Source organism: Shewanella xiamenensis, assembly GCF_014647135.1.
GTDB classification, from domain to species: Bacteria; Pseudomonadota; Gammaproteobacteria; order Enterobacterales; family Shewanellaceae; genus Shewanella; species Shewanella xiamenensis.
In genome coordinates this window covers 1-20,459 of the sequence record NZ_BMOP01000010.1, presented here as the reverse complement: position 1 = coordinate 20,459, position 20,459 = coordinate 1, and the positions used below count along the sequence as shown (strand labels likewise).

Below are 20,459 nucleotides of genomic sequence, written 5' to 3'. Positions count from 1 at the left end.
GGCTACTCTCCGTCCGTTGTATCGATTTTCCGCTGTTTTTCAGCAAGATAATTTTTTAAGAAACCTTCAATCACCCGCGGGTTTTGGCCATCTTGAATCGCCAATACCGCATCCATAATCAGATTGCGGTTAAGCATCTCTTCGCCCATGCGCAAGCTCAATTTATCGGCAATGGGAATACACACCATGTTGGCGACCACGGCACCGTACAGCGTCGTTAACAAGGCCACCGCCATGGAAGGACCAATCGATTTAGGATCTGACATGTTGGATAACATAGCCACCAAGCCCACTAAGGTACCAATCATCCCCATCGCAGGGCCGACGTCACCAAAGGCCCTAAAAATCGCAATGCCGTTGCGATGGCGCTCTTCGGTAAGGGCAATGTCTTTTTCAAGTGCGGCGCGCACCACTTCACCATCGTGACCATCGACCAACATATCGACGGCTTTTTGCATAAAACTATTGGAAATTTGCGCTTCTTCAAGGGCTAGGAATCCGCCTTTACGGGCGGCATCGGCCATAGTGACGGATTGTTCGATAAGATCTTCAGGCTTATCAATCTTAAACATAAAGGCTTTGACCGCGATTTTTACCGCCCCTAAAAACTGTTTGAGATTGAATTTCATCATCACGACGAAGAAGGAACCACCGAATACGATAAAAACAGAGGGGACGTCGATAAAAATGGCAATGCCGCCGCTGGTTACCATGGCCCAAAGGATAAAACCAAAGCCCCCGACTAGTCCAATAACTGTAGCTAAATCCACAACGGCTCCTCAATATTCTGTATAAACGACATGATACTGACTCTATTGGCAAAATAACACTAAATGTCATCCGTCAACGGTTAACACTTTGGTCTTAACCCAAGCCTTATTTTATGATGTCTTAAGATGATTATAAGCATAATGCTACTATTGTCATTTATCGGACAAGCTCTAAGCAAGTTTAGTGGCAATTTCTATTTTCTGAAAAAAATTCAGCAACAAAGCGTGCTATCGAGCAAATATCCATCGACTGAATTTGACCCTTGAGCCGCCCTGATATACCTTGTGTCCGCTCTTTCAAAGGAATTATTAACGTGGCAAAGAAACCCGAAAATCTCAGTTTTGAAGAATCCCTTGGTGAACTCGAGCGCATCGTTGCTGAGTTAGAGCAGGGCGATGTCTCTCTCGATGATGCGTTAAAACAATTTGAACGAGGCATCAATCTGGTGCGTAACAGCCAGGCAAAACTTGAACAAGCTCAGCAAAAAGTGGCCATTTTACTCAAGCAGGATGAAAATGCGCCCCTCTCTCCCTATGCCGTTGAGGGCGAATAAGCGTGTTAGTCAATGCAATAAAAGAATATCAACTACGAGTTGATAACCAATTAAAACAACGTTTTAGTACACTCGAAGATACAGCTCCTCAGTTAAAAGCCGCGATGACCCATGGCGCCCTTTTAGGGGGAAAACGCATTCGTCCCTTCTTGGTTTACAGTGTCGGGCAAATGTTTGGTGTAGCACTTGAAAAACTCGATGCCTGCGCCGCCGCGATTGAATGCATCCACGCCTATTCGTTAATCCATGACGATTTACCCGCTATGGATGATGATGCACTTCGCCGTGGTCAACCCACAGTGCATATCGCTTTCGATGAAGCCACCGCAATTCTTGCTGGGGATGCACTACAAACCTTAGCTTTTGAGATTGTGACTGAAGCCGTGCCAGGGATTACCAGCGAGCAACATATCGCTATGGTCAGAGCATTGGCAAAAGCCTCTGGTTATCGGGGGATGTGCGGCGGTCAAGCCATCGACTTAGCCTCCACCGATAAGCACATTGATCTTAAAGCATTAACTCAACTTCATAATATGAAAACAGGGGCGCTGATCAGCTGCGCCGTTGAGTTAGCCTTGATTGCCGCGAACGCGCCAAAAGATCAATATCAGACTATGATGGAATTTGCCCATGCCGTAGGACTTGCCTTCCAAGTCCAAGACGATATTCTGGACATTATTGCCACCACGGAAGAACTCGGCAAACCTCAAGGCTCAGATGCCGAGTCAAATAAGAGTACTTTTCCGCAACTACTTGGACTGCAAGGCGCAAAAGATACCGCCGCGCAACTGATCCAAGAGGCACTATCAGCGCTGGCTAAATTGCCATACAATAGCCAGTTAATTGCAGACTTCGCCCGCTATATTATTGAGCGAAGAATATAAAAAGAGACGAAGTATCTCGCTATGAGTTTGGACATTTCTCAGTTTCCGGTGTTGGCACAGGCCAACACACCTAATGAACTCCGCCAGCTTCCACAGGCCCTATTACCTCAATTGGCCGATGAGTTGCGGGAGTTCCTTCTTAAGTCCGTTGGCATGTCCAGCGGACATTTTGCCTCTGGGCTTGGCACTGTCGAGCTGACTGTTGCCCTGCATTATGTCTATAACACCCCGTTTGACCGTTTGATTTGGGATGTTGGTCACCAAGCCTATCCCCATAAAATCCTCACTGGTCGCCGCGATAGAATGCACACCATTAGGCAAAAGAACGGTTTACACCCCTTCCCTTGGCGGGAAGAAAGTGAATATGACACCTTTAGCGTAGGCCACTCAGGCACCTCCATCAGTGCCGCATTAGCCATGGCCGTTGCAGCCGAAAAAGAACAGGCAGGCCGTAAAGTGGTTGCCGTGATTGGCGATGGTGCAATGACAGGCGGCATGGTGTTCGAGGCAATGAACCACGCGGGTGATTTGCACAATGATATGCTGATGGTGCTAAACGATAATGAAATGTCGATTTCAGAAAATGTCGGCGCACTCAACAATCACTTAGCCCAATTGATGTCAGGCCGCTTCTACACCACGATTCGTGAAAGCAGCAAGAAAGTGCTCAAGGGCATGCCTGTTATCAAAGAAATGGCCAAGCGCACCGAAGAACACCTCAAAGGCATGGTGGTTCCTGGCACACTGTTTGAAGAGTTAGGCTTTAACTATATCGGCCCTATCGATGGCCACGATGTCGATGCCCTAGTGGAAACCCTGCGCAATATGCGCAATCTCAAGGGGCCACAAGTGCTACACATTATGACCAAAAAAGGTCGCGGTTATGAGCCAGCAGAAAAAGATCCTATCGGTTGGCACGCCGTCCCTAAATTTGACCCATCACAGTTTAAGAAGCCAGCGACTAAGCCGGGACTACCAACCTTCTCCCAAGTGTTTGGCAAATGGTTATGTGATATCGCTGAGCAGGATGAAAAAGTCTTAGGCATTACCCCTGCCATGCGTGAAGGGTCGGGTATGGTGGAGTTCTCGCAGCGCTTCCCAAAACAATATTTTGATGCAGCCATTGCCGAGCAACATGCGGTGACCTTAGGTGCAGGGTTTGCCTGTGAGGGCTATAAACCTGTGGTCGCAATCTATTCGACCTTCTTACAACGCGGCTATGATCAGCTGATCCACGACGTCGCATTGCAGCGTTTACCCGTACTATTTGCCATTGATCGTGGAGGTATTGTCGGTGCCGACGGCCCAACCCATCAAGGGGCGTTTGATTTAAGCTTTATGCGCTGTATTCCAAATATGGTGATTATGGCACCATCGGATGAAAATGAATGTCGCCAGATGCTGTATACCGGATATTGCTATGATGCAGGCCCAAGCGCGGTACGCTATCCAAGAGGTAGTGCAACAGGTGCGACTCAAGTTGAAGCCATGACGGCGCTGCCTATTGGTAAAGGGGTGATTAAGCGTTTAGGCAAACGTATCGCGATGCTTAACTTCGGGACTACCTTAGCCGCAGCACTCACTGCCGCAGAGAGTTTAGATGCAACAGTGGTCGATATGCGCTTTGTGAAACCGCTGGATGTGGATTTAGTCAAAGAGATGGCGCAAACCCACGATGTGCTCGTCACAGTTGAAGAAAACGCCATTATGGGCGGTGCTGGCTCAGGTGTGCTAGAGCTTCTGCAAAAGCTTAAAATGCCTAAACCTGTACTACAAATTGGCTTGCCCGATGAGTTTATTAAACATGGATCACCAGAAGAAGTGATCCATGACTTACAACTCGATGCCGAAGGCATGTTAGCGCAGATTAATGCCTATCTTGCCAATTAAGCTCAAGGGAGCTTGCTCCCTGTTTATGACAAAATAAGCTACTGATTAACTTACAATAAAAGTTTTAAACTAAAAAGGACTGCATCTGCAGTCCTTTTTATTGGTTTAACGTTTTACCGCTTACGCTTCAATATCAATCGAAGCAGACTCTTGGCTAGGGCCACCTTGAGACACCATCACCATGGCTGGGCGCAATAAACGGCTATTCAGTTCATAGCCTTTTTGCATCACTAACATCACAGTATTGGCTGGGAATTCAGCACTTGGTTGCATACCAATCGCTTGATGTTGATCAGGGTTGAAGGCTTGTCCTTGAGGATCAATTTGTTTTACACCAAATTTCGCCACAGCGGTCAACAAACTCTTTTGTGTTAACTCAACACCTTCATAGATAGCTTTAGTGGTTTCATCCTGCGGATTAGTCCCTTGCAGCGCTCGCTCCATATTGTCTATCACTGGCAGCAATTCGTTGGCGAATTTTTCCAGAGCAAACTTATTGGCTTTCTCTACATCCATCGCAGCGCGACGACGAATGTTATCCACTTCGGCAGCTGCACGTATTACTGAATCTTTTTGCTCATCAACTTTCGCCAAAGCGTCAGCGAGTAACTGTTCCAGCTCTTCAATACGGAAATTGGCTTGGGTAAGCTCATCAATCAGACTTGCTTCTTCGGTAGAAACTTCAGACTCTACACCCTCTTGGATCAGATCCTGTTCTGCTTTAATCGACTCGTTGCTCATTTTCACTCCAGCTAAAAATGCTTTGTTTCTAAATACTCTGGGCATATTATGGGGATCAATTTTGACGTTTCAAGGCCTAAGGCCAGATCTAGCATAAATATGACCACAAAGTTCCACACCATTGGCCTAATTGGTAAGCCGCATCATCCAGGGACAAATCAAACCCTCAAACGTCTGCACCACTGGCTGACGATGCAAGGTTATGAAGTCCTCGTAGAAGAGCGGGTAGCAACTGAGTTAGGCCCACAAATTGTGGCGGTTGATTTATTAGAGATTGGCGAGCGTTGTGATTTAGCGATAGTCGTTGGCGGTGATGGCAATATGCTCGGCGCCGCCAGAGTGCTGGCGCGCTTCGATGTGGGCGTGATTGGTGTAAACCGTGGCAACCTTGGCTTTTTAACGGATTTACCACCGGATGCATTCGAAGAAGCGCTCGCTAAAGTGCTCGATGGTGAGTTTGATACCGAGCACCGTTTTTTACTTGAGGCAGAGGTCTATCGCCATGGACAGCTAAAAGCCAGTAATACCGCGGTCAATGAAGCAGTGCTGCATCCGGGCAAAATCGCTCATATGATTGAATTTGAAGTCTATATAGACAACCAATTCATGTACAGCCAACGCGCCGATGGCATGATAGTTTCCACTCCCACGGGGTCAACCGCCTATGCACTGTCAGCAGGTGGGGCGATTCTCACCCCCAATTTACAGGCATTAATTTTAGTCCCGATGTTTCCACACACCTTGTCATGCCGTCCTATTGTGGTCGATGCTTGCAGCACCATTAAGATGGTGGTTTCCCCTGAAAATGGCGAAAACCTTGAGGTTAGCTGTGATGGCCATGTGCATTTAGCAGTATTACCCGGTGATGAGATCATCGTGCGCCGCAGCTCTGAGCAACTTAGGCTTATCCATCCTAAAGGCCATAATTACTTCCATGTATTACGAAGCAAACTTGGCTGGGGCAGTAAGTTGTTTTGAGTTTGTACGATGAGATGATGCGAAGCTTAACTCAAGCAACCTACCATAAAAAAATATAGACAATGACTGACTATAGTTGTTAACAAAATGGAGTTGTGCAGCTGCATTGCTGTAAACAGCTTTATTAACCGTTATTAAATTTCAGATTAACTCATATTTCATAAAGTGACATTGCTCACACTCAATTTCCCCGCCCGATAAAGCGTGAGCTAGATCACGCTAAAAATCTCCATCTAAAAATCATATAAAATAATAAAAATCATATATTTAAAATAAATCATTAAAAACCACCGTTCCTTTTAATGAGAGCCTGAGTGACGCAGATCACACCTTAATATTGTCTTAAAAATTCATTAAGTGCCCATTAATGAAATAAATGGATCAGTTAATTGCAATACTGATCGCTAATTTAGTGAAGATCTGATTTTTTATAACTAAAAAGCATAAAAGCTAAATAAATTACTAATAACAGGAATATACAAACCACTCTTTAAGTGACGTTGGTCACAGTTGAAGAAATCCTATGAGAGAAGCCTCCCGCAGCACTGTAAATTAGCATTTCATACAGCAGTCAAAATGATCTAGATCATATAAGTTCAACCCCGAATAGCGTCTAGTACACACCACAGAATGTCGTAACAGTGATTATTAGTAGTGAATACTGCTGATTTATCCACCATAAGTTCTGATATCGAAGCACCAATAAGATTCCTATAAAAAATAAGACAGACCACTTTATGTAGAGGCAAGCATGACAATACTCCAACTCTTCGCCAGCTTGACGCCAGTGCTCAGTGTAATGATCTTTCTTGTATTACTGAGAATGCCCGCGTCAAAAGCTATGCCCATTTCCATGGTAGTTACGGCCATCGCCGCCGTATTTATTTGGCAAATGGATACCACTCTATTGGCCGCATCCGTTCTTGAAGGACTGCTGTCAGCGATCACGCCATTAACCATCATCTTCGGTGCGGTATTCCTACTTAATACTCTGAAATATTCAGGTGCAATGGATACTATCCGAGCAGGCTTCACTAACATCAGTGCCGATGCCCGTGTACAGGTGATTATTATTTGTTGGTTATTCGGCGCCTTTATCGAAGGTAGCGCAGGCTTTGGTACGCCAGCCGCCATTGGCGCGCCACTGCTGGTATTACTGGGAGTACCTCCTGTCGCCGCCGCCGTAGTCGCCTTAATTGCTGACTCAGCCTGCGTATCATTTGGGGCAATTGGTTTACCCGTGCTCTTTGGGATGGAACAGGGTCTTATCCAAGGTGGTGTAAGCATGGCTGCTGAGCAGTTTGCTGCCCATGGTGGAACCTATGCGGGTTATGCTCGATATATCGTAATGCATATGATCACTATCGACTTAATCACAGGTTCATTAATTCCACTGGTTATGGTGACAATGCTGACCGGCTTCTTTGGCCGCAACAAATCCTTTAAAGAAGGCTTAGCCATTTGGAAATTTGCGATTTTCGCAGGTCTTGCCTTTACTGTCCCCGCCTGGATTATTAACTACCTTGCAGGCCCTGAATTCCCATCGGTTATTGGTGCATTAATCGGTATGGCACTGGTGATCCCTGTTGCGCGTAAGGGCTACCTACTGCCTAAAACACCTTGGAATGATTTCGCAGAGAATGACAACCAAGAAGGTGTGAAGATCGAAGCGAAAGCCCAGTTTTCACAAATTGCCGCCTGGACACCTTATATCATCATGGCTGCGCTGTTAGTGTTATCTCGTACAGTCACACCACTGAAAGCTTGGTTATCGAGTTTCAACATTAGCTGGACAGGCCTTATGGGTACTGAGCTTAAAGCGAGCTTTGCAACCTTATACGCTCCTGGCGCCTTCTTCGTCGCAGTGTGTATTATCGGTTTCTTCCTGTTCAAAATGAAAAGTCCTGCGATTAAGCAATCCATCGGTGTTTCATGCAAATCAATGTTACCGACGATTATTTCATTAGGTGCTTCAGTACCTATGGTGAAAATCTTCTTAAACTCAGGTGCTAATGGTGCTGGACTAGCCTCTATGCCAGTGGCCTTAGCCGATATGTTGGGCCATTCAATGGGCGCAGTATGGGCATGGATGGCGCCTATCGTGGGGATTTTTGGTGCTTTCCTGTCAGGTTCAGCGACGTTCTCAAACATGATGTTCTCAAGCCTGCAATACAGTGTGGCTGATAATGTTGGCATGAACCATACGCTGGTATTGGCACTGCAAGGTATCGGTGCAAACGCCGGTAACATGATGTGCGTAATGAACGTGGTTGCCGCAGCAACTGTAGTAGGTATGGCGGGTAGAGAGTCGGAAATTATTCGTAAAACAATGCCTGTTGCCCTTGGTTACGCCTTACTTGCAGGCACTATCGCAACACTTTGGGGTGGCTTCTAATCCATCTTGTTCGAAGTCACGCCGAGTGACTTCGACTTTCTTCTATAAGATAAAGAGAGTGATGTTATGTCGATTAACTACAAAGAGGTCATCAGTGATCTCAGAACACAATTAGGTGATCGTCCGGTGACGGATGATCCCGTCCGTCGTTTTGCTTGGTCTACCGATGCCAGCTACTTCAGAATCGTGCCCGAAGTTGTTGTCCATGCCGAGACCTTAGAACAGGTAAAACTCACCTTAGCCGTTGCCCGCAAGCATAATGCGCCCGTCACATTTAGAGCAGCAGGCACCAGTTTATCTGGCCAAGCGATTGGTGAAGGGATACTACTTATCCTTGGCCATGATGGTTTTAGAAAGATTGAAGTCAGTAGCGATGCAAAACAAATTACCTTAGGTGCCGCAGTTATTGGTTCAGACGCGAATGCTGTGCTAGCGCCACTGAATCGCAAAATCGGCCCCGATCCAGCGACGATTGCTTCGGCAAAAATTGGCGGAATTGTTGCTAACAACGCTTCAGGCATGTGCTGTGGTACTGCTCAAAACAGTTACCAAACCATCGCATCGGCAAAACTGTTGTTTGCCGATGGCACTGAACTCGATACTGGCTGTGAAAAATCTAAGGCTGAGTTTGCTAAGACCCACGGAAAATTACTGCAAGATCTGAGCGAGCTCTCCCATCTGACACGCCATAACACCGTATTAGCCGAGCGCATTCGTAAAAAGTATTCCATCAAAAATACCACTGGCTACGGTATTAACTCCTTAATCGATTTTACCGACCCATTTGACATCATTAACCACTTAATGGTCGGGATGGAAGGTACGTTAGCTTTCATTAACGAAGTCACTTACCACACTGTAAATGAAGCTAAATTTAAAGCCTCAGCCATGGCTGTATTCCATAATATGGAAGATGCTGCACGCGCCATTCCGCTGATTAATGGTGAAAGTGTTTCTGCGGCCGAACTCCTTGACTGGCCATCCATTAAAGCGGTAACAGGCAAGCCAGGCATGCCAGATTGGTTGTCGGAACTGCCTGCGTTATCCGCGATTCTATTGATTGAATCCCGTGCGGATGATGCTCAAACGCTCGAACGCTATACCCAAGATGTCAGTACCAAGCTGGCTGGTTTTGACTTCATCCGTCCGATGGAATTCAGTACCAATCCCGCGGTTTACGACAAGTACTGGGCGATGCGTAAAGGGCTTTTCCCCATTGTCGGTGGCGAGCGTCCAAAAGGAACCTCAGTTATCATCGAAGACGTGGCCTTTGAGCTTGAACATCTAGCCGCAGCAGCTCACGATATCACTGAGCTTTTCCATAAACATGGTTACCCTGAAGGCTGTATTTATGGCCACGCGCTGGCAGGTAACTTCCACTTCATTATTACTCCTACCTTCTCCACTCAAGCCGATATCGACCGCTTCCATGCCTTTATGGACGATATTGCCGATATGGTGATTAACAAGTACAACGGCTCAATGAAAGCTGAGCATGGCACCGGCCGCGCTGTGGCACCGTTTGTTGAAAAAGAATGGGGACAAGATGCTTACACTTTGATGAAGAGCATCAAACAACTATTTGATCCTCAGGGTATTCTAAACCCAGGCGTTATTCTTAACGATGATGCGAACGTTCACGTTAAAAATATTAAGCCCTGTCCTGTAGTCGATGATTTTGTTGATAGATGTATCGAATGTGGCTTCTGCGAAAAAACCTGCCCAACATCAGCACTTAACTTCTCGCCACGTCAGCGGATCGCTACTCTGCGTGAAATCGAGCGTTTAGAGCAGTCCGGTGATAAAGCTGCGGCCGCTAAAATGCGCGCCGATGCAAAATACGATGTGATTGATACCTGCGCCGCCTGTCAGCTTTGTACTATCGCCTGTCCAGTCGATAACAGCATGGGTCAGTTAGTCCGTAAACTACGTACACCTTATATCAGCACCACAGAGCAAAAAGTATTGGATTTCCAAGCCAAGCATTTTGGCGCGGTAAACCAAGTGATCAGTACGGGCTTTGATGTACTTGGCGTTATCCATAAAATCACCGGCGATGGCATTACTAATGCACTGATGAAAACGGGTCGGCTGATTTCTAAAGAAGTGCCCTACTGGAATCCGGACTTCCCCAAAGGCGGCAAACTGCCTAAACCGTCACCCGCCAAAGCAGGCCAAGAAACTGTAGTTTACTTCCCAGCCTGTGGTGGCCGCACCTTTGGTCCAACGCCGAAAGATCCGGATAATCGCACCTTGCCAGAAGTGGTTGTAACCCTACTAGAGCGCGCGGGCTATAACGTTATCACGCCAGAAAAGACCCGCGATTTATGCTGCGGCCAAATGTGGGAATCAAAGGGCGACTTTAAAAACGCCGACGCCAAACGCCAGGAGCTTATCGATGTGCTCAGCAAGATGAGCAATGGCGGCAAGATCCCAGTGTTAGTCGATGCCCTATCTTGTACTTATCGCACCCTCACGGGTAACCCAAAGATACAAATAACGGATCTAGTTGAGTTTATGCACGACAAGCTGCTGGACAAGCTGACCATCAACAAAAAGGTCAATGTTGCTTTGCACTTAGGTTGTAGTGCTCGCAAGATGAAGTTAGAGCCTAAGATGCAAGCCATTGCCAATGCTTGCTCGGCGCAAGTGCTCAAACCCGCGGGTATTGAATGTTGTGGATACGCCGGTGAAAAAGGTTTATATAAGCCAGAAATCAACGCCAGCGCCCTGCGCAATATTAAGAAGTTAATCCCAGTTGAGGTTAAAGAAGGCTATTACGCCAACCGTATGTGCGAGGTTGGTTTGACCCAACACAGTGGTATTTCCTACCGCCACTTAGCGTATCTGCTCGAAGAGTGCAGTCGCTAACACACTGACCAAACGGGGCTAAAGATAGCCCCGTTTTTCTTTAGAAGAAAACTATTCTCATTTATCGACAAATCCGCAAAGTTAACGAAATAAATCTTAAAATAAAAACCAAATTAACCATTTAAAATCATATTGTTAAAAACTTCTCATTTTTGCAAAAATCTAGTAGATCATTTACTAAATTAGGGCTACTTATTTACTTTAGATAAGCCTATATTGGATCAACTACCTTAGCATTTGTGTGGACTTTGGGGCCACAATGCAAGGCAATGTCGTTCACTAACAAGAAAGAGAAAGCACAATGAAAATCGCCCTTTTCATCCCGTGTCTTGTTAACCAAATGATGCCGGATGTGGCCATTGCCACTCTGGAATTACTGGAAAAACTCGGACACCAAGTGATTCTACCCGCAGGCCAAACTTGCTGTGGCCAACCGATGACTAACTCGGGTTGCTTTGATGCAGCACGCAGTACCACCTTGAAATTACTCAATGCTTTCAAAGGTGTAGAATGCGATGCCATTGTTTGTCCTGCCGCTTCTTGTTTAGTGGCCGCCAAAGAAAATTTCCACGAGTTTGATAGCAGCCCAGAAGCTCAAGCCGTTATCGACAAACTCTATGAGCTGACCGAGTTCCTCCACGATATCGCTCCCATTCCCGCCTTCAACAAACCTTTTGCCCATAAGATCAGCCTGCAACTAAGCTGTCACGGCATTCGTATGCTGAGCCTTGCCACGCCAAGCGAGCAAATGGGCCCGCGATTCAACAAAGTTGAAGCCGTGCTTGCCAATATCGCTGGTATCGACATTGTCTATCCAGACCGTCGCGATGAATGCTGTGGCTTTGGTGGTACTTTTGCCGTCGATGAAGGAGCCGTATCCGCCAAGATGGGTAAAGACAAAGCCCAAGCCCACGCGGCAACAGGCGCGCAATATGTGGTTGGCTTCGATCCCTCTTGCCTCTTGCACCTCGATGGCATGATCCGCAGACAGCAATTGCCGATTGAAATTCGCCACATAGCGCAAGTGCTTAACGCCGCGCTCTAGGAGACCCACTATGGCATATCAACATAATCACGGGGCCACGGGTTCACAGGTTCACGCTCATAAAGCCGATATTTTCTGCCGCGATGAAACCCGAGTTGACTGGCACTCTAAAGCCCTTTGGGTGCTGCGCGAAAAACGCGATCGCGCCGCTGGCAGCTTACCCGAATGGGAGCAACTGCGTCAGTTAGGTTCTGAAATCAAACTGCACACCTTAACCAACCTTGCACAATACCTTGAAACCTTTGAGCAAAACTGTCTTGCCAACGGCATCAAAGTGCATTGGGCCAAAGATGGCGCCGAGCACAACCGTATCGTGCACGAGATCTTAGCTAGCCATAAAGTGAAGAAGTTAGTTAAGTCCAAATCCATGCTCACCGAGGAATGTCATCTCAATCCTTACTTAGAGCAGCGTGGAATTGAAGTCATCGACACCGACTTAGGTGAACGGATTATTCAGCTCGCGAAAATGCCGCCTTCGCACATTGTGGTGCCCGCTATCCACATGAAAAAAGAAGAAGTTGGTGACCTCTTCCATGAGAAACTCGGCACTAAAGCGGGGGCAGCCGATCCCTTGTATTTAACCCGTGCCGCCCGCGCGCATTTGCGTGAAAAATTCCTCAGCGCCGATGCCGCCATGACAGGGGTAAACATGGCGATTGCCGATAAGGGCGCCGTGGTCGTTTGTACCAACGAAGGTAACGCCGATATGGGCGCTAACCTGCCCAAGTTGCAGTTGCATTCAATGGGGATCGACAAAATTGTCCCCGATATCGACAGCGCCGCCGTGTTACTACGCACCCTCGCACGCAACGCAACTGGCCAACCCGTCACTACTTATAGCGCCTTCTACCGTGGACCACAGGTCGATGGAGAGATGCATGTGATCATCGTCGATAACGGCCGTACCGAGATGATGAAGGATAAAATCCTTGCCGAATCATTGAAATGTATTCGTTGCGGCGGTTGTTTAAATACTTGTCCTGTGTATCGCCGCTCTGGTGGTTACAGCTACAACTACACCATTCCCGGCCCGATTGGGATTGCGGTGGGTGCCAAGCATGACGATACCAACTCCATCGCTTGGGCTTGTACTCTGTGTGGTAGCTGTACCTATGTCTGCCCGACCAAGGTGCCGCTCGATAAGATTATTCACCACCACAGACGCCTTAAGGCCGAAGCCGGACAACTCCCCTACGGCAAAAACGGCTATATGCCATTAGTGGGTAAATTTATGGCAAGCACTACTCTGCTCAATTGCTCAATGGGCGCGGCCCGAACTGCACTGCGCATTCTGCCCGGTAGTCTGCTCAAGCCCTTTAGCGGTGCCTGGGGTAAATACCGTGAACTGCCAGTCGCCCCCAACTCCAGCTTCGAAGCTTGGTTTAAGAAACACAGGAGCCTATAAGATGTCTAGTAAGCACGAAATTCTCAATGCGCTCAAACTGTCGGCTTTAACAAACCATCCTATGCCAAGCATCGATGTCGCCCCAAGGGTTGAAGATCTGGTTGGCCAGTTTGAAACCAATCTGAAAACCGTTGCGGGTACACTTCACCGTGAAGGCGGCCTCGCGGCACTGCAAGCCAAAGTGGATGAGCTTGTCGCCCAAGGCTTACAGGTTATCTCCCTCGTTGAGGGCATCACAGCAAACCGTGATGTGCCACCAACGGCTCACGAGCTCAGGGATATCGATTATGCGGTGATACCTGGGGATATTGGTGTTGCCGAAAATGGTGCCATTTGGGTAAACAATAAGAACTTAGGCCACAGAGTAACGCCTTTTATCTGTGAAAACCTGATCTTAGCCCTGCCAGCCAATAAGATTGTGCCAAACATGCATCAAGCGGCAAAAGAAATCACGCTAGCCTCAGGTGAGTTTGGGGTGTTTATCGCCGGTCCCTCAAAAACCGCCGATATCGAACAAGCCCTCGTCGTCGGTGCTCACGGCGCCTGCAGCTCGAACGTGTATTTGCTGTAATGCCTCAAGATTTAATGTAACCAAGAAACGCAAAGGTTACGGGACAATCGAAACATGAAAGCCGACCTTTATTGGCGGCTTTCTTATTTAAAATTTAGCATAACAATATTTGAAACATTTGATTTATAAGGGTTATTCGCCTACAGGTACAGGCTTGCCATGGCATTCGCCGCCGACTCGGTGAATAGAGAAATATAGGATGTCTAAGCTTATGAACGAGAGCCATGGTCGTTCTCACGTATCCCTGCATTGCACGACATTCAGGCGTCCTGCCTATAAGATGGCGAACGGGCTGTTAAACACGGATGTAGTGCAAGTCAATCAGTGGATGCAAGGCCGCGCCGTACTGCTCTTTGATGAGCGCCGCAGCCTAAAGCAATAGCTAGTACTAGTACTAGTACTAGTGATAAGTAAAGGATCTTTATCAAGTCGCTTTAACCAGATGCGATAGCGCAATACTGAGGATACCTTACGAGTATCCTCGACGCGGCTGGTCGTATTCTCGACTATATCTATTAGGCATTTATAGTAAAGGTGAGTAAATGAACGAGGTATTACTACAAATAAAGGCGCTCACCAATAGTGATCCTTTGTTGACGGCAGTCATTGTTGGAGTATTAACATTTACGTTAATTGGACTCGTAGGCTACATGCTAAAAGATGTCCCCGCGAAACTGTTAAGTTGGCTCAGTAGCCTGCTATTTGTGCGGCTCACTATAGATGATAGCCATCAGGCACGCACAGAGATATTCAATAAGCTGTCCTTTTTGATCAGTAATACTACCATTCCGTTTTTTTCACGTTCTATCTCTGAGGCTGTTTACTTTGACTATGGTGTGAATTACGACGGGCGTGTCAGTGTTAAGTCTATCGGCTATGGTATGCATCTGTTTAAATACGGTGGTTGTTTTATGTTGGCAACTCGTACTAAGGTCGATAGTTCGATGGCATACGATTCTATTACTGTAAGAGCACCATGGTGGGCAAAAGATAAACTATATCGTTTTTTAGAAGATACTCGTGGAGACATCTCTAATGAGCCGAAAGTGAATATTTTCGAAGAAACCGAATGGTGTCGCTACGGTACATTGAAATCATCGGGTTTTAGTGACTTAGTGCTAGATGAAGGGTTTAAGCAGGACTTGATGAGGGAAGTTGATAACTTCGCAAGTCGGGGAAAATCGGTTGTCAGTAAGCTAACCATACTGTTACATGGAAAAACGGGTACAGGTAAGACGGGTATAGCGAGAGCCTTAGCGGTTGAGTATCATCGCGATCTATACATATTGAATCTATCGACTGTCAATGATGCCACTATTCATAAAGCAATTAGAAAGGTAGCGCCCGGAGCGATGTTGTTAATAGAGGACTGTGACTGTGTAAAGGCCACGGTATCACGTACTGCTGAAAGCAATGTAGATAACCCACCACTCACTTTAGGTGGCGTTCTAAACGCCTTAGACGGAATCGTCCCTCTTGATGATTGCCTTGTCATAATGACCACAAATCATCTTGATCATCTTGACCCAGCGTTAATACGTAAAGGTCGTGTAGATGTCAGTATGGAAGTACCACTTATCAGTGCAAAGCAAGTTAATGAGGACTACTTTGAGCGTTTTGGCGCAGTGCTGAATAGAACTGAGCCATTGTTAGGTTGTGAAGTCTATGAACTCCATCGCAGAGCGAAGTTAAGATATGGAGTGTGTTGTAAGCCAGTGTAACCCTCCGCTATTTGCATAATAAAGTGTCAACAACCAGCATCGGGCTTGTTCAACACTTGCCATGCCTTTTGAGAATGGGTCGCGGCTACGCGCGGCCTATCCTTATTTGTTAACCCATTCCACGTTCACTTTGAAATTATTCCCACAGTCAAAATTTGCAACCTGATTATTGCCAACAGAAATAACATCTGATTCACTCACATTTAAATACTCAATATCACCCACTCGACTTACCACGCACCAATACCCGATAAATGCTATTTGTGAACTGGTTTCATCAAGTATCACTGAAGTAACCTCTAGCTTGAATGAAATATTTTTTCTGTCTTCAGAAAGAGCATTGCTTACTTCGATAATGTTTTGTGAGTTAATTTCTCGACTGACAATCCCTTTTTCTGTCTCCCATGAAATTTTCAACGGTAAATCAAATTCTTTAGCATTTGATTGCAATGTAAAAAGAAATAAAAGAATTGGTAATAGTCTTCTCATAGCTTCACGCAAGGGTTAACGCCTTACTAATGGGCGCATAAATGCTTGGCTAAAATGAGCGACGAAGGAGCGCAAGCCAAGCGTTTTGCGTCCTTTTGAGTAACTTGTTAACTATACTTCTCTGATTCAAATTCTGTATTTGACCATACTAAGCCAAGTTCTGGGCTTTCCAGAGAAAACTCTGAAAATACGCAACTGTATGACTGAGCCACGTCACACATAAAAGCGACCCAGTTTATGAAATCTTCTTCGCTCAATTCATTACCATAGGGGCGAGTTGTACCAGTTAAGAGTTGATACCCTTTTTCGTCAACTTCACTAAGCTCGATTTCATAGTTTTCACTGAGTTGTTGAGCTAATTCATTTAACTTCGATGAAACGTCACAAAAATGAGAGAAATCCATAGCGAAAACTGTTTCCTCATTTGCTCCAGAGCTTACAACAGCATTCCATAGTTGAGTTGCTTCATCTATTTTTCTGTTTTTGATTCGGGCGTAATACTCTTCCCAAGTTTTTTGCGGATCGCTCATGAAACTCCTTGTATAGCTACGCCTAGCTTACCGGATTGGTGAAGATGGCGGCTTTTATGCGTCTTTTTGCAAAAACGGTGACAGTTTACCCAAGTCCGATTGATGGCACTTGTTATGATTTTTAGTTGTTGATTTAATTTAAATATTTACCAACGAACTCGGCTAAATTATTAGCATAAGGATTACATGCCATTGATTCATGGCATGCAAAGCCAACAGAAAACTCTTGGTTTTGATGATGAGAGTAAATCTGGCAGTAAATCTGGCCACCCAGTATAAATCAATAACATAATGCACTTTCAGTTTGCCAGCAACCAGCTCAGGCTCAAATGGTTTAAACGAGAGCGATCAAACGTCGCGAGAACTGAATCTGAGGCATAAATTGAACTAATTTATTCAAAAATAGTGTATTTCAGACGTGGCAAGTGAGCCCATAGTGCTTGAAAGATGTTAGGCGATGATTATTTTCGAAGTTATATAAGTCGTTGTCAGTTGCAGCGTAAGTGCTGGCAGCTTGACGCAAAGTGCCGTCGTCGCTTTTCGAGATGTTCGCAGTAATCGCTCAGTTCTTGCAGCGTGCCCACTGGACCGTGAAATAGTTTGCCAAACTCGGTGGTCAGCTTGAGCCAATTGTCATGGTGAATATTTAATTTTGTCAGTAACTTACCGCTATTCTCACTGATGCTTCCACGTTTATCGTTGCGAATAATTCGGCCTGTATCTTCCACCAACTGAAGGTAATCCGTTAAGGAAAACGCAATGCCATTGGGTTGGTTGTCGCACTCGTTACCAATAAACGGTAATAGATTGCTCGGCTGCTCACCTTTTAACGCCGCCCGAATACGTAGTTGAATACTGGTATGGTCGGATTGTTCTGGCGTATCAGTGAGTTGCGCTCTGATGGGATTTAAATCCACATAGGCCATACAGGCTAATACCGCAGCTTCATCCAGTAAGGCCTGGGATTTAAACCGACCTTCCCAGAAACGACCTGTGCAGTTATCTTCTTGATTTGCTTGTCTTGCTATCGGTTCATTCAAACAGCGCATAAACCATGAAATATCACACAAACGACTGCGATAAAGGGCGATGGAATGCTTTAATCGGTTGACCTCATAGGCTTCAACTAACTCACCTTTAACGAATTTTTGCGTCAACTCATCGCCTTTAAACAATTTATGCCATTGCTCAAGCACTTCGCGGTCAGTCCAGCGATTAGCACTGTCGATATCGACCCGCAGCACCACATGCAGATGATTCGACATCACCGCAAATGCTGCGATATCGATGGCAAAAACAGCTTCAAGTTCAAATAATAATGACTCAACCCAAGCTCTGCGATGGTCATAGTTTTTACCCGAATAGACATCATCTCCACATAAAAATGCACGTCGTACCACGCGGCTACAGCAATGGTAATAGGGTGTGTCTTCAAGACTTATCTGGGTTCGGCGAGGGCGCGGCATACAAACCTCCTTGTTCAATGCTTAACCAAAGCATAGTCGGAGGTTAACAGCAACGCTATTAAAGTTGGGTGTCCGTTTTTGCACTGTAGCCTGCTATTTGTGCGGCTCACTATAGACGATAGCCATCAGGCACGCACAGAGATATTCAATAAGCTGTCCTTTTTGATCAGTAATACTACCATTCCGTTTTTTTCACGTTCTATCTCTGAGGCTGTGTACTTTGACTATGGTGTGAATTACGACGGGCGTGTCAGTGTTAAGTCTATCGGCTATGGTATGCATCTGTTTAAATACGGTGGTTGTTTTATGTTGGCAACCCGTACTAAGGTCGATAGTTCGATGGCATACGATTCTATTACTGTAAGAGCACCATGGTGGGCAAAAGATAAACTATATCGTTTTTTAGAAGATACTCGTGGAGACATTTCTACTGAGCCGAAAGTGAATATTTTCGAAGAAACCGAATGGTGTCGCTACGGTACATTGAAATCATCGGGTTTTAGTGACTTAGTGCTAGATGAAGGATTTAAGCAGGACTTGATGAGGGAAGTTGATAACTTCGCAAGTCGGGGAAAATCGGTTGTCAGTAAGCTAACCATACTGCTACATGGAAAAACGGGCACGGGTAAGACGGGTATCGCGAGGGCCTTAGCGGTTGAGTATCATCGCGATCTATACATATTGAATCTATCGACTGTCAATGATGCCACTATTCATAAAGCAATTAGAAAGGTAGCGCCCGGAGCGATGTTGTTAATAGAGGACTGTGACTGTGTAAAGGCCACGGTATCACGTACTGCTGAAAGCAATGTAGACAACCCACCACTCACTTTAGGTGGCGTACTAAACGCGTTAGACGGGATCATTCCTCTTGATGACTGTCTAGTCATAATGACCACAAATCATCTTGATCATCTTGACCCAGCGTTGATACGTAAAGGGCGTGTAGATGTCAGTATGGAAGTGCCACTTATCAGTGCAAAGCAAGTTAATGAGGACTACTTTGAGCGTTTTGGCGCAGTACTGAATAGAACTGAGCCATTGTTAGGTTGTGAAGTCTATGAACTCCATCGCAGAGCGAAGTTAAGATATGGTAGTGTCCATAATTCTGTGTGATTTCAGTAAAAATCTGACTATCCATTTTAGATCAACAACATAAGCACTTTTGGTTTGTCTACAACTTGTACGAGCTAAAGCTGAGACATGAAATTGAGCTAACTCATTAAAATATTGGTGTATTTAAGACATATTAACCCACCCAATAAAACCAATGAGCAGTAATTGGTTTGGTTAAGCAAGGTTACAGTGAGTTGCAGGACATGACATCCCATTTTTGAGATTGGACAGTCAATAATTGATTTTTTACTTTTTATAAGGGAACAACCAAGTGTTGTTGGGCGTTTTTATATTTGGGTTAACTAACCGCAATGCATCGTATAGTTCGCTTCGCTTATATGGATAGTTAGGGCTCAATAAAACTGATGAACCATTATTCATTTTCACTAAAATAAGGCTAGCGTTTGATCCTATATCTGTACTGTGCTCAATTTCAATAATGTCTTGCGGATTGACGCTGAACGTCCATTCTTTAAAAGTAGGGTGAAATGAGCTGAACTCGGAGTTTGTCAGCTTGATATAAAATTTCGCAGGATGAGTAAGCAACCATGCTGTTAGCGATAACAGAGCAAGCTCAGAAACCACAACAATATATTTTACGTAAAATAAAAATTCGTTATAAAAAGGATCACTTTTTGGAATGAATATCAAAATAAGCCAAAGGATAACGGGCAAAAAAAGCATATTAAAAGCGAGCATTTTGGCTTGTTGTTTTCTGTTTCTTTCATAATAGAAAAAGGTGCGTTTAATATTCATATAATTAACGCCTAGATTCAGATCGAAAAGCACCGCAGTTGGTTGACGTTATCACCTGCACCTTCTGCTGGCGATAAAATTTGATTATTACAAGTCTGAGCATTCATCAAAAATCCGTATAATTGGGATTGTCTGAAACTCCATCTCAACGAGGCTTTGTTTCCTAAATCAGTTGAACTAAAACCATAGCTGGTGATCTGATCGGCATAGCCTATCAACTCACCCATCAATCGTGTCAAAACCTCGCTATAAAACAACTAACTGGAAGCAATACAAT

17 protein-coding genes and 1 pseudogene are annotated in these 20,459 nt (G+C 45.5%); 12 read left to right on the top strand and 6 right to left on the bottom strand.

What is annotated here, in order from left to right; genetic code table 11:
* Window positions 1–2 precede the first annotated feature (2 nt).
* Window positions 3–770, bottom strand: coding sequence for a flagellar motor protein PomA (gene pomA, locus IEY09_RS10660; protein WP_188871000.1), 768 nt, complete (start codon window positions 768–770; stop codon window positions 3–5).
* A gap of 314 nt (window positions 771–1,084) precedes the next feature.
* On the opposite strand from pomA, the gene xseB reads away from it, so the two are divergent.
* The 3 genes from xseB to dxs are packed head-to-tail and all read left to right on the top strand — an operon-like array spanning window position 1,085 to window position 4,098.
* On the top strand, window positions 1,085–1,324 hold the full coding sequence (gene xseB, locus IEY09_RS10655) for an exodeoxyribonuclease VII small subunit (RefSeq protein WP_011623480.1): 240 nt from the start codon (window positions 1,085–1,087) through the stop codon (window positions 1,322–1,324).
* Window positions 1,325–1,326: 2 nt separating this feature from the next.
* Complete coding sequence (gene ispA / locus IEY09_RS10650; protein WP_069454565.1) at window positions 1,327–2,208, top strand: (2E,6E)-farnesyl diphosphate synthase; 882 nt, start codon at window positions 1,327–1,329, stop codon at window positions 2,206–2,208.
* A 21-nt stretch (window positions 2,209–2,229) separates the two neighbouring features.
* Window positions 2,230–4,098 (top strand): 1-deoxy-D-xylulose-5-phosphate synthase, encoded by a 1,869-nt coding sequence (dxs, locus tag IEY09_RS10645; protein WP_055647999.1) that lies wholly within the window; start codon window positions 2,230–2,232, stop codon window positions 4,096–4,098.
* Between the two features lie 120 nt (window positions 4,099–4,218).
* Here dxs and grpE read toward each other — a convergent pair whose 3' ends face one another.
* On the bottom strand, window positions 4,219–4,839 hold the full coding sequence (gene grpE, locus IEY09_RS10640) for a nucleotide exchange factor GrpE (protein WP_037416074.1): 621 nt from the start codon (window positions 4,837–4,839) through the stop codon (window positions 4,219–4,221).
* A gap of 99 nt (window positions 4,840–4,938) precedes the next feature.
* Between grpE and nadK the strand changes: the two genes are divergently transcribed.
* From nadK to IEY09_RS10600, 8 genes are all read left to right on the top strand, one after another.
* Entirely contained in the window at window positions 4,939–5,817 is an 879-nt protein-coding gene (nadK, locus tag IEY09_RS10635) for an NAD(+) kinase (RefSeq protein ID WP_086023973.1), read from the top strand.
* 751 nt (window positions 5,818–6,568) lie between these two features.
* Window positions 6,569–8,212 (top strand): L-lactate permease, encoded by a 1,644-nt coding sequence (locus tag IEY09_RS10630; RefSeq protein ID WP_037425847.1) that lies wholly within the window; start codon window positions 6,569–6,571, stop codon window positions 8,210–8,212.
* A 66-nt stretch (window positions 8,213–8,278) separates the two neighbouring features.
* A complete protein-coding gene (locus tag IEY09_RS10625; RefSeq protein WP_188870998.1) occupies window positions 8,279–11,083 on the top strand; it encodes an FAD-binding and (Fe-S)-binding domain-containing protein in 2,805 nt (934 codons plus the stop codon).
* A 301-nt stretch (window positions 11,084–11,384) separates the two neighbouring features.
* On the top strand, window positions 11,385–12,128 hold the full coding sequence (locus IEY09_RS10620; protein ID WP_037416062.1) for a (Fe-S)-binding protein: 744 nt from the start codon (window positions 11,385–11,387) through the stop codon (window positions 12,126–12,128).
* 10 nt (window positions 12,129–12,138) lie between these two features.
* On the top strand, window positions 12,139–13,533 hold the full coding sequence (locus IEY09_RS10615) for a lactate utilization protein B (RefSeq protein ID WP_055648002.1): 1,395 nt from the start codon (window positions 12,139–12,141) through the stop codon (window positions 13,531–13,533).
* Between the two features lies 1 nt (window position 13,534).
* Entirely contained in the window at window positions 13,535–14,104 is a 570-nt protein-coding gene (locus IEY09_RS10610; protein WP_037425853.1) for a LutC/YkgG family protein, read from the top strand.
* 199 nt (window positions 14,105–14,303) lie between these two features.
* On the top strand, window positions 14,304–14,486 hold the full coding sequence (locus IEY09_RS10605) for a hypothetical protein (protein WP_188870995.1): 183 nt from the start codon (window positions 14,304–14,306) through the stop codon (window positions 14,484–14,486).
* Window positions 14,487–14,646: 160 nt separating this feature from the next.
* On the top strand, window positions 14,647–15,825 hold the full coding sequence (locus IEY09_RS10600; protein WP_188870993.1) for an AAA family ATPase: 1,179 nt from the start codon (window positions 14,647–14,649) through the stop codon (window positions 15,823–15,825).
* Between the two features lie 102 nt (window positions 15,826–15,927).
* On the opposite strand, the gene IEY09_RS10595 is transcribed toward IEY09_RS10600, so the two are convergent.
* The 3 genes from IEY09_RS10595 to IEY09_RS10585 form a co-directional block, all read right to left on the bottom strand.
* Entirely contained in the window at window positions 15,928–16,326 is a 399-nt protein-coding gene (locus IEY09_RS10595) for a hypothetical protein (RefSeq protein ID WP_188870991.1), read from the bottom strand.
* Window positions 16,327–16,421: 95 nt separating this feature from the next.
* Window positions 16,422–16,844 (bottom strand): hypothetical protein, encoded by a 423-nt coding sequence (locus IEY09_RS10590; RefSeq protein WP_188870990.1) that lies wholly within the window; start codon window positions 16,842–16,844, stop codon window positions 16,422–16,424.
* A gap of 488 nt (window positions 16,845–17,332) precedes the next feature.
* Entirely contained in the window at window positions 17,333–18,310 is a 978-nt protein-coding gene (locus IEY09_RS10585; protein WP_188870988.1) for a transposase, read from the bottom strand.
* A gap of 75 nt (window positions 18,311–18,385) precedes the next feature.
* Between IEY09_RS10585 and IEY09_RS10580 the strand changes: the two are divergent.
* Window positions 18,386–19,426: pseudogene (locus IEY09_RS10580) on the top strand (AAA family ATPase); the annotation flags it as partial.
* Window positions 19,427–19,672: 246 nt separating this feature from the next.
* Here the strand turns inward: IEY09_RS10580 and IEY09_RS10575 are convergent.
* Window positions 19,673–20,182 carry a hypothetical protein gene (locus IEY09_RS10575; RefSeq protein WP_047535877.1) on the bottom strand — a complete coding sequence of 170 codons (510 nt, stop codon included), beginning with the start codon at window positions 20,180–20,182 and terminating at the stop codon, window positions 19,673–19,675.
* Between the last annotated feature and the right edge of the window lie 277 nt (window positions 20,183–20,459).